The organism is Lacticaseibacillus chiayiensis (genome assembly GCF_004123795.1).
GTDB lineage: Bacteria > Bacillota > Bacilli > Lactobacillales > Lactobacillaceae > Lacticaseibacillus > Lacticaseibacillus chiayiensis.
The window spans coordinates 1-9,857 of sequence record NZ_MSSM01000038.1; the positions used below are offsets into that span (position 1 = coordinate 1).

At 46.0% G+C, this 9,857-nt stretch carries 13 protein-coding genes, 2 tRNA genes and 1 pseudogene; 6 read left to right on the forward strand and 10 right to left on the reverse strand.

Annotated elements, in window-relative coordinates; translation table 11 throughout:
- Window positions 1–243 precede the first annotated feature (243 nt).
- The gene (locus tag BVJ53_RS13040) at window positions 244–624 is read right to left on the reverse strand and encodes an iron-sulfur cluster biosynthesis family protein (protein WP_025012277.1); all 381 of its coding nucleotides are present in this window, start codon (window positions 622–624) and stop codon (window positions 244–246) included.
- A 188-nt stretch (window positions 625–812) separates the two neighbouring features.
- Here BVJ53_RS13040 and BVJ53_RS13045 point away from each other — a divergent pair.
- Window positions 813–950, forward strand: a pseudogene (locus BVJ53_RS13045) (nitroreductase family protein); the annotation flags it as partial.
- A 119-nt stretch (window positions 951–1,069) separates the two neighbouring features.
- Here the strand turns inward: BVJ53_RS13045 and BVJ53_RS13050 are convergent.
- The 5 genes from BVJ53_RS13050 to BVJ53_RS13070 all read right to left on the reverse strand — a co-directional run bounded on the left by BVJ53_RS13050 (window position 1,070) and on the right by BVJ53_RS13070 (window position 3,191).
- A tRNA-Ala gene (locus tag BVJ53_RS13050) sits at window positions 1,070–1,142 on the reverse strand.
- A 25-nt stretch (window positions 1,143–1,167) separates the two neighbouring features.
- Window positions 1,168–1,240, reverse strand: a tRNA-Ala gene (locus BVJ53_RS13055).
- Window positions 1,241–1,346: 106 nt separating this feature from the next.
- Window positions 1,347–2,357: a permease prefix domain 1-containing protein gene (locus tag BVJ53_RS13060; protein WP_129302784.1), complete on the reverse strand. Its 1,011-nt coding sequence runs from the start codon at window positions 2,355–2,357 to the stop codon at window positions 1,347–1,349.
- A gap of 34 nt (window positions 2,358–2,391) precedes the next feature.
- Window positions 2,392–2,712 carry a PadR family transcriptional regulator gene (locus BVJ53_RS13065; protein WP_129302785.1) on the reverse strand — a complete coding sequence of 107 codons (321 nt, stop codon included), beginning with the start codon at window positions 2,710–2,712 and terminating at the stop codon, window positions 2,392–2,394.
- Window positions 2,713–2,885: 173 nt separating this feature from the next.
- Window positions 2,886–3,191: a SemiSWEET family transporter gene (locus BVJ53_RS13070; RefSeq protein ID WP_129302786.1), complete on the reverse strand. Its 306-nt coding sequence runs from the start codon at window positions 3,189–3,191 to the stop codon at window positions 2,886–2,888.
- Between the two features lie 152 nt (window positions 3,192–3,343).
- Between BVJ53_RS13070 and BVJ53_RS13075 the strand changes: the two genes are divergently transcribed.
- Entirely contained in the window at window positions 3,344–3,643 is a 300-nt protein-coding gene (locus BVJ53_RS13075) for a hypothetical protein (protein ID WP_129302787.1), read from the forward strand.
- Between the two features lie 29 nt (window positions 3,644–3,672).
- Here the strand turns inward: BVJ53_RS13075 and BVJ53_RS13080 are convergent, their stop codons facing one another.
- A complete protein-coding gene (locus BVJ53_RS13080; protein ID WP_129302788.1) occupies window positions 3,673–4,698 on the reverse strand; it encodes a zinc-binding alcohol dehydrogenase family protein in 1,026 nt (341 codons plus the stop codon).
- A 386-nt stretch (window positions 4,699–5,084) separates the two neighbouring features.
- Here BVJ53_RS13080 and BVJ53_RS13095 point away from each other — a divergent pair, with 386 nt between their 5' ends.
- The gene (locus BVJ53_RS13095) at window positions 5,085–5,447 is read left to right on the forward strand and encodes a hypothetical protein (protein WP_129302789.1); all 363 of its coding nucleotides are present in this window, start codon (window positions 5,085–5,087) and stop codon (window positions 5,445–5,447) included.
- Between the two features lie 90 nt (window positions 5,448–5,537).
- On the opposite strand, the gene BVJ53_RS13100 is transcribed toward BVJ53_RS13095, so the two are convergent.
- Both BVJ53_RS13100 and BVJ53_RS13105 read right to left on the reverse strand, forming a co-directional pair.
- Window positions 5,538–6,017: a hypothetical protein gene (locus BVJ53_RS13100; RefSeq protein WP_129302790.1), complete on the reverse strand. Its 480-nt coding sequence runs from the start codon at window positions 6,015–6,017 to the stop codon at window positions 5,538–5,540.
- Window positions 6,010–7,179, reverse strand: a complete 1,170-nt coding sequence (locus BVJ53_RS13105) for an AI-2E family transporter (RefSeq protein ID WP_129302791.1) — start codon at window positions 7,177–7,179, stop codon at window positions 6,010–6,012. Before BVJ53_RS13105 ends, BVJ53_RS13100 begins: the two co-directional genes overlap by 8 nt.
- A gap of 479 nt (window positions 7,180–7,658) precedes the next feature.
- On the opposite strand from BVJ53_RS13105, the gene BVJ53_RS13110 reads away from it, so the two are divergent.
- Together BVJ53_RS13110 and lexA are read left to right on the forward strand one after the other, a co-directional pair.
- Window positions 7,659–7,853, forward strand: coding sequence for a hypothetical protein (locus BVJ53_RS13110; protein WP_129302792.1), 195 nt, complete (start codon window positions 7,659–7,661; stop codon window positions 7,851–7,853).
- Window positions 7,854–7,979: 126 nt separating this feature from the next.
- Window positions 7,980–8,606: a transcriptional repressor LexA gene (lexA, locus tag BVJ53_RS13115; protein ID WP_129302793.1), complete on the forward strand. Its 627-nt coding sequence runs from the start codon at window positions 7,980–7,982 to the stop codon at window positions 8,604–8,606.
- Between the two features lie 312 nt (window positions 8,607–8,918).
- Here lexA and tnpA read toward each other — a convergent pair whose 3' ends face one another.
- The gene (gene tnpA / locus BVJ53_RS13120; protein WP_129302794.1) at window positions 8,919–9,368 is read right to left on the reverse strand and encodes an IS200/IS605 family transposase; all 450 of its coding nucleotides are present in this window, start codon (window positions 9,366–9,368) and stop codon (window positions 8,919–8,921) included.
- A 73-nt stretch (window positions 9,369–9,441) separates the two neighbouring features.
- Between tnpA and BVJ53_RS13125 the strand changes: the two genes are divergently transcribed.
- Window positions 9,442–9,857: helix-turn-helix domain-containing protein (locus tag BVJ53_RS13125; RefSeq protein ID WP_158280582.1), on the forward strand; the 416-nt coding region annotated here is incomplete at its 3' end.

Consider the following 9,857-nt stretch of genomic DNA (forward strand, 5'->3'; position numbering starts at 1 on the left):
GCAGAACATACTGATCAAAGGGCTTGCTAAATTAGCCTGATTAGGCTCGTCCCTATGGCAACCTGGGGACGCTAAAGGCACTGGTAATTGCCGTGTAAGACAAAGCAGTTCTACGAACTGCCTGCAGTGGTGTATCTGTGCAAATTGTGATTCAAGCGCTCGTAAGAAGGGTGTTTGCTCACAAGCCACTGACTTTAGTCAGTGGTGGTTGACACATCGTGTGGCAAGATTCTGATACGACGATTAACGGGCTGGATTGTTACGAACGCCATTAGCTTCTGTGAAATCAATGAAGCCCATATTCGTGTCAATATCACCACCATCACCGCTTAAAATCAAGGTGTTCAGCGTCTTATTGAAATGAACGTTCATATTTGCATTTAAATCTTCTTGTGAGTAACCCTTGATCAGGATCGGCCCAAGGTTGCTATCAATTTTCGTATCATAGTCGGTTGCCGGATCACTGGCTTTGACCACATTCAGCGAAAACTGCACTTGCATATGAATCATGGCATGTTGTGAATACGGGCCAACGCCGTCTTCAAAGGTCAAAAGCAGTTTCTTGTCCGGATCCAAATGAGGCTTGATTTTGTCAATGGCACCTTCGTCAAAATGAATTTGCATGCAATCAACTCCCTTCGCCGTAAACATAGGCTGATTAGGAAGTAAAAGCAACTGATTCGACTCGGTGATTGGCTCAATGACGCTGTGGATGTGGTGTTACTTCGGATGATGGGTGAGAAGCTACCGGTGTTTAGTCACTTGATGCGTCATGGGGGAAGTCTTTGATTATGGTCTATATTATCTCAATGAAAACGATTATTCCAACGTTGGGACTTGATCCAAAGCGCTTCGTGCCCGTCATGGCGATTGCGATCGGGAAAGCGGCCGAAAAACCACTGCAAACCGAGCGTTACGATGTTAAACAATTAATAGACTACTTGGCATGAACTGACGAGCTGGAATCCTGATTTTTTACAAAAAGGTTCTAAGCCCGCGTTAGGTTCATAAAATGCAAAAGCATCACTCACGACTGCTGTACTGTCGTGAGTGATGCTTTTTCTTTTTCTGGATCTTAACGGACTTGAACCGTCGACCTCCTGCATGCCATGCAGGCGCTCTCCCAACTGAGCTAAAGACCCGCTAATTAGGTAGCTTCAAAGCTAATGGATCCAAACGGACTTGAACCGTCGACCTCCTACATGCGAAGCAGGCGCTCTCCCAACTGAGCTATGGACCCAAAACACAAAGACAATTGTACTGAACTTCTGCGGTTGTGTAAAGAGGATTGTCTTCTTCTTTTATTGATGACCAAAGGATTTCTACCTTGTCGTAAATGGCGGGTTTTACAAAGATTCATTTCGCCGAGCGATTAGTGAAATGATGATATTTTGGCATGCCCCGCCGATGACAAAGATGAGCCACGAGTAGTCCCATGTGTCAAAAAGGAAGGATACTAAGAAATAGGTCACAAGAACAAGGAGCCAGTAGACTTGGCGGAAAAGTGCGATTTCCTTGCGTGCTCGTTGATTGTGCTTGTGCTGTGAGGCCTGCCAGTTGCCGTGATTCGCGTGATGAGGCTGTGGTTCAGCACCAGGTACAGCGGTGGCATAGGCATAACGTTTGATTTGCGAATAGTTGATGGAAACGTAAAGGATCAGGTAGGTTCCCAGACCGGCAATGATGAGGAACAAGGCGCCGCCAGCATCGTCGGTAATAAAATGGGACAGGTAACTTGATAGAATTGGTGGCAACACGGCGACGATGCAAATCATAATGCCGATGACTAAGCCTGTAGAGAATTGGCGCCGATAAGTATCGGTTTCTTGTTGGGCAAGTTGCTTGGCATTTTCAGTTAAAGGGCGGCCGTTGAGTGCTTTCTTTTGCGGGCTGAACATGGTGCCGGCCCAGATAAAGAGCCCCACAGCGATAGCATCTAACAGGAACATGCCGATAATGCCGAAAACTTGGAACCGGGACTCGTCAGTATATGCAGGCAGCGCAACACTAATACAACAAAGCAAGACACCGAGGGCAATTTGAGTCGCAAATTGGTCGGTGTTGTGCCAAAAATGGCTAAGTTCAGTAGCGGAAATCGCGTTTTCGACGTCGGATGTTGGGTGAGCGTGCGCTTGATCAGATTGCGGTGATAGCCCTAAATCTTCCCGCAATTCATCAACGGATCCAAAAGCACGCATGACAGCGCCGATTGCTGATTCTTCGCTTTTACCTTCGTGCAACAAATCACGGTAATAATCCCGCATGTTAGCAAGCATGTCGGTTTTGGCCTGGCGCGTTTTTGGGTTATCTGGAAATGAAGCAAATAGACTATCTAAATAAGCTGTAATTGTATCCATGGGCGATCCTCCAAGGTTCAATTTCGGCAAAAAGTCAGTTTAAAAATAAATCGACCACATGTTTAACCTGATGCCATTCTTCGGCCTTAACTGCAAGAAAGGCGCGGCCGCGGGGGGTGATTCGGTAATAAGTGCGCGGTTTACCGTTCGTAACATCACCCGGATAAGCATCAATATAGCCATTTTTGCTCAAGCGATTGAAGGCGGCATAAAGCGTGGTTTCTCGAATCATATACTGGTCATGTGTTCGCTTGCGAATTTCTTTGCCGATTTTGTACCCATAGGAATCACCTTGTTGCAAAATGGCAAGGACGAGTGCGTCGTTGTAACCACGCATCGCATCACTACTGATCACGGCACGTCCTCCTTCTGCGAGTTTTTATAATGGTGTATGTGTGCCGCAGATGAGGATCATTCATGCTGTGTTGCCTGATTACTTCACCTGTTGGAGTAATACTAACATAGTGATATGCTTAGGTAAAGAAAAAAGACACCTTCTGATTCGAAGGTGTCCGTGATTTCAAACGATTAGTGGACGAAAACCGTGACAAAGGTGATTAAGCCAAACAAAATACCGGGAAAATTGGCGATGATGATCGGCCAGTCTTTTACCGGTTTCAGCCAGCCATAACCGGTCCATAGTGTCGCGTTAATCATAGCTACCAGTGGTTGAATCGGATTCACGGGTGTTCCAGAAAAGTTAGCCATAATTTCCGGGATATAAGAAACGTACATTAAAACACAAGTGAAGGTTGCTAATTTGCTGAGAAGGTCAAGCCGTTTTACTTGACCGGGGTCAAGAACTTTGCGCTTTTTTCCGTGCTCACCTTGCATTAAAAATGCCTCCTTTGAAGATAAAATAACTGTAGCACGATTGGACGTGAAAACCAAGGAAGCCATTGACGTGTGATAGAATCAAATAAGCGGCCTGACTTGAATTGGCAGCGTTAGATTTTTTCTGAAAATGGACGAAATGAGGGAACATCGTGGCCGAAGAAGAAGCAAATACAGTTACCCGTGTACAAAAACAAGAAGGCGCCGATGCCATTATGGATAAGGGGTTCGTGACCGAACGGGATCTTCCTGAAATGATGTCGGCGTCTTGGAGCCAAGCGCTCCTTGCACAAATTAACGATGAGTTGCGATTGCGCACCGTCACCAATCGTGTGGTTTTACAGCGATTTCATTATTACATGGGTGATGGCTCCATTATTTATGATCCGGGACAAATCAACTCGGAAGGTGCTAAGATCGCTTTGCAACGCGCCTTGGGATTTCGGAAATAGTTAGACTTGCTACTCATTGACAACCAGACTCATGCGGAAAAAGCGCCGGTTAAAACGACTTTGCCGACCATATGACCGCCTTCGACGAGTTTGGTAGCGGCTTTTAAGTTAGCAACGTTAATCCCGTCAAATTGCTTAGTGACCGAAGCTTTGATTTGCCCGTCTTGATATAGCGTCAAAAGCTTACTGAGAATCGCGCCTTGCGAGGCCATGTGGTAATCAAAGTCGGTTTTGGCAAACATGTACTCGTAGTCAAAACTAGCAGCCTTGTTCTTGATAACGGATAAATCAAGACCGGTTTGGGGACCGACGATGCAACCTATGTGACCAAAAGCTCGAATCAACTGACTGGCAGCAGCAAGGTAAGGCTCGGGATGATAAAGCAAGGCCACACCGTCGACGGTTTGCACGCCTGCCCGATGAACCTGTGCGACCAGATCTTTGTGGTAGTCAATTGGCGTTGAAACGCCATGATCACGTAACCATCCGTGGTTTTGGGGGCTACTGGTTGCCAAAACTGTCAGCCCGCTCCAATGCGCCAGTTGACTCAGCATTGAGCCGACCCCGCCGGCACCATTCACGATCAATAAATGTTTACCTTTGTTTGCGTTATATTCAGGGGTGAAGCTCATTTTTTCAAAAAGCAGTTCCCAAGCCGTCAAACCAACAAGTGGCAGTGCCGCCAAGTCAGCAGCAGGCGCCTGCTGAGGTGCTAAAGCAATTAGATTAGCATCAACCGCTTGAAATTGCTGGTCACTGCCGGGCTTACGAGTGGTTCCGGCATAAATGACGCGATCGTCCACGTGAAAAGCAGTCACAGCAGAACCAACTTGAATAATTGTACCGACCGCATCATATCCCAGAATCTGTGGCGTTGTCTGATGTACTGCAGTCTGGCGGCGCTTGGTGTCGACCGGGTTAACCGAAACGCCGTCAATTTGCACAATAACTTCGTTTGGTTTCGGCGTTGGGATTGGTAAATCGAAGCTTTGAAAACTATTGGGTTCGGTAATTGGAAGGCCTTCGGTGAAGCCAATTGCAATATTCTGTGGCATTTGAATCGTCCTTTCGTTTAGTCGGTTATCTGCTGCTATTGTAACCTTTTTATTAAGAGAGTTGGAAATGTAGCGGTTGTTTGGTAAAATGTGCAGGATATTGCGGAAACGCGTTCGCCAGCTCAGAAACCTGCACATAAGGACCTTGGTCGCAATGGCCTAAGTTCGGGCCATCACGCCCAAGGCCGCTTATGCTCCGGTTTCTAATCGGGCTGGTTCACGCTCTTGTGGAAACGCGTTCGCCAGCCCAGAAACCTGCACATAAGGACCTTGGTCGCAATGGCCTAAGTTCGGGCCATCACGTCCAAGGCCACTTATGCTCCGGTTTCTAATCGGGCTGGTTCACGCTCTTGTGGAAACGTGTTCGCTGGCGAAGGAGGCTGTCTTTGAAAAAACTCGGTACAAAACGTGAATTGATTGGCCTGGCAATTGTCTTGTTGTTAGCGGCGGCAGGCTTTGCATTTTTTGCGTGGTATACGATACGGCCGGCTGACACTATTGGCACCATGGCGACGATTAGTTTTGGCATTGTTTTGGCAGCTCTGATCGGTATCGTTCTGATTCTCGATGCAGCGGCAACGACCCGATGGCGGCGGTTCTGGGTAGATCTTTTGTTTGCGGCGTTGATGTTGGCGCTCATTGATTACTTCTTCCTTGACACGACAACACCGTGGCAGATGTTGATTGCCGGTGCTGGTCTGGCATTAGCGCTAGTTGCATTGCTGGCCATTAGAAAATTAGATGAATAAACGGGGCTTTGTCCCGGATGATTAATCACAAAAACGCCTCGGAAACTTTCCCGAAGCGTTTTTTAAATGGGAACAGCGGGCGCGCTGACACTAATTCATCCGTTGTACCGTGACCGGGACGGTTTTGGGTAAAACTTTTGTCAACTCGGTCATCAGATTCTGCAGGCTTGCTTGAAACGTGAGCCGAACCATGCGGCGTTTGCTAAGGGCAAAAACAGCAACGACCCATTCCTGACCATTTGGCAGACTGACCGGCGTCAAGGTGATACTGGACATGTTGGTGTACGGAATAACGCGGGCAAGTAGGCCATTTGCAATCAGTCTCGTCGGGGCCAAGCCACCTGTGCCAGCCATAATGGATAGCACCAGGAATATCGAGATGAACACAATATACGGCATGTTGTTGACGCGTGTTGTCATGAACCAAAAGCCGAGCAGGACAGCCCATACGAGTTGCGAAACCGCATAGCGCGAGGAAAAATTAATTTTATGTTGCCAATAAAGATAGTAACCGGCAAGGGCGATCAAGACGATGTCGAGACCGATCAGTAAAACATTAAAACTATTCATGAGAAGGTGCTCCTTTTTGATCAACGTCATCAGCCGTGCTCTCGGTTTCGTATAAACCGGAAACTTGTTGGTACCAACTGAAGAATCGCGTGACAACAATTTTTAAGACAGCAAAGCCGGGTATGCCGAGAATGACACCGACTAAGCCAAAGAGATTACCAGCCGTAAGCAAAACAACCACGATGGTAATAGGATGCAGTTCGAGCTTGCTGCCCATGACCAGTGGCGAGATGAGCTGCGTTTCAATCAACCATTCAATGAAGAAAACAATAATCACCGCGAGAATCATTTTTGGTGACGTCAACGCCCCCATAATCAGTGGCGGGATCATCGCCAATGCCGAACCAAAATAAGGAATCAGGTTTAATGGGCAAGCCAGCAGTCCAAAGATCAAACCATAACGTAAACCGATGACCGAATAACCGATCATGAACATAATGGCGACGCAAAGGGCAACCGTAATTTGGCCTTGAACATATGAACCGACTTTTTCATTCATTTCATGTAACATCTGCTTGACCGACCCCCGCAACTTGGTAGGAATGATATGCAGGATCATGGGCGTGAATTTGTCGCCGTCTTTCAGCATGAAGAAGAGGATAATCGGAGCAGTTGAAATGGTAATGACGACATTGCCGACGATGCCGATCAAATTTTGCAGTTGGGAGATGGTTCCTTTAACGAAAGCGCCTTGTTTGCCGGTAAAGAATGTTTGGACTTCGGACGCGATATTATTGATGTCATGTTGTGACAAAATATTTTGCTTGTCATTTAAGTTGTCCAGCCATTTGCCAATTTCCGAGAAAATTTGCGGTGATGAATCAACAATACTGGTGATCTGGTTGCTGACAGCCGGGATAAAGCGCAACAAGCCAAAGACCAGTAAGCCGATCAAGATAACAAATAATAAGGCGATGGCCCAACCGCGATGCAGTCCCATTTTTTCAAGTCGATTGATGATCGGAACCGTGAGATAGAAGAGAATGCCGGCAAAAATAAACGGCGGCGCAATGATACCCAGGAAATCAACAACAGGCTGGAACACCCAGGCAATTTTCGTGAAGACAAAGATAACCAGTAAAGCCAAAAGCAGGTCAACCAAAAAGACCATGAACTTATTGTTAACGAAGCGGCGATAGAACCATGAGTCGGTACGTTTCAAAGGCGATCCTCCTCTAAAGGACGTTGAAGGTTATGAATTATGCAAATGCTGATCAATCAGCATTTGCCAGTAACCTTAGCGAAAGACAATGAGCGGATTTAAAGATCTGCAACTAAGCATCCAGTATGGTGGCGTGCTGGCAGATTTTGGTGTGGTCTCCTGCCAGGTCGTGAATATCTTGTTAAATATCGACCTGTCAGAGGCCATATACTCCTTATAACAATGATACTAGACTGGTCACTATTTTTCGAGGCTAGGTTAAGGAAAACAAATTGAGCAAGGCAACAAAGGCGTTACAAGTAATTTACAAAAACACTGAATAACCGTTACAAAGTTAAAGAAAGCCTAAATAAAGGCATCAAATGTAAATTTTACATATACAAAAGCTTTACAAATCAAAAAAATCAGGTATCATAAAGTCACAACCAAAACGGTGAGTCAATGTCGGTTCTTCCGATATGGAGAGGAGTTGACCCCATATGAATTTACTCCGGGGCGCTAAATGGACATTAATAACTCTGACCCTGGTCGCAGCGTTGCTGTTATTTAGCAATTATGCGACGGCCGGCATCTTGTTGATGGCTTTGGATATTTTCTTGAGTTTCTTCTATGCAGTCATCAAAAGCCGGTGTGATCGGCGTCAGATGCATAAGATGCCTTTATTGCATAACTAATTTTGATGAAATGATCCGTGGCCGTGATGACTGCGGATTTTTTCGTTGATAAAGGCAAAAAGAATTGCAAACGTCCGTTCGGTTTGGTATGCTAAGTGTAATAAATGGGAACGGAGCGATGAGCGGATGCCAACACAAGCGAGTCAGAAACGTTGGAAACAGATTTTACAAACCATCTATGACGCGATCGAGGATCATGGGTACCCGCCCACGGTTCGTGAGATCGGTAAGTCGGTTGGCCTTAGTTCGTCGAGTACGGTTGCGGCTTATTTAGAGAAGTTACTGGCAGCAGGGTTGATCGCGAAAGATCCATCCAAGCCACGAACCATCGAAGTCACATCGGCCGGGCGCGATTACATCGGCGTCCAAGCACAAGGCATTCCGATTGTCGGAACCGTTGCTGCAGGGGTACCGATTACCGCTATTGAGAACATTGATGACTATTTTCCTGTCCCAGATGACCTGCCATATTCAGCGGATGAATTGTTTATGCTTCGCGTTCAAGGCAGTTCGATGATCAAGATTGGCATTCTTGACGGTGATCAGATTATCGTGAAGAAGCAAAGCAACGCAGAGAACGGTCAGATTGTTGTTGCTATGACCGAAGAAGATGAAGCCACGGTCAAGCGCTTTTACAAAGAAAAAAATGGTGTTCGTCTTCATCCGGAAAACGATGACATGGAGGACATGTTCTTCCCATCAGTAACGATTCTTGGCGTTGTTGTGAGCCTGTATCGTCCAGAGCTTGTATAAGTGCCATTCGTTTGGTGATTGAGCTATTTAAATTCAAAAAGCATTTACCGCGTACACTCAATGTTGATTGTGCGCGGCAAATGCTTTTTTTGAAGTCATGACTGAGATCATTTAGGCCGATCAAGCTGATCAAGATCATCTTTTGGCACTTTTTTATAAAATGGCCCATCCGGCAGCTGTTTAGTGAGCTGGAATTGAACGGTGTTGCTAGGTGACTGTGGTTGGGCTTTGCCAGTGAAGGTGAAGATTTGCCCTTTTAATTATGACTGGCCGGAAATCCCGTGACTTTAGCCATGGGATGGATAGGCCCTCTCATCGCCTTTTAGGGCGCTTCTTTAGTTCGTTGTACTTTTGGTTGTTGATGTAATTCTCAACGACGTCCTTGCTCATGTCCCCAAGTGTACTCATGTAGTAGCTGGGGGACCATAAATGCCCACCCCAATCTTGAGAATCACGAATTTGCGGATGCCGTTTGAGAAAGATAAAGGCACTTCTGCCCTTGAGCGCCTTGATGGCACTGGTTGGTGCCTTGCTGGGTGGAAAACTGATCAATACCTGGACATGATCGGGCATGACTGCCATTTTTTCGATCACAATCTCATTATCATCGGCAACCCTTTGCAAAATGTCTTTCATTTCGTTTGCCAGTTCCTTAGTTACAAAAGTTTGATGGCGATATTTCGTGACCCAGATCAAATGGTAATGAAAATTATAGATATAACGTCTGGTATAAACCGCGTCTTGGATTTTTTCTTGAGTCATAAAATCACCTCAATTGTTGTCATCATTGGCTAATGCTACAATACCATTATATCAAGAAAAGAGGTGAGATTAAATGAGGTCAATGGCACAATTAGAACATCATTATGGCTTGAAGGTTCGCATCTACCCAAGTGACCACCAAAAGCAATTGATTAAGCTTAACAGCGATGCCAGTCGGTTCGTCTATAACGAGATGGTGGCGATTGGTAAAGAACTCTGGCAATTGAAACAAGTCAAGCTACCAATCGATACGGTTCAAGCTCGAATCAAACAGCTTGAACAACGGCAAAATGCCAAGCAGATGTCCAATCATTTCCAATTCTTAGAAGACAAGCGCATTGACAGCCTTGCTAAGGCTAACGCTATCCGGAACTACCGCAAGGCATGGAAAGCCTTTCGGAAGGTTCATAGTGCTGGTGTTCCAAAATTCCACCGTAAAAGCTATGCGTGGGGCTATCAAACTAATTGCCAATATATTAAGCAGAAAAC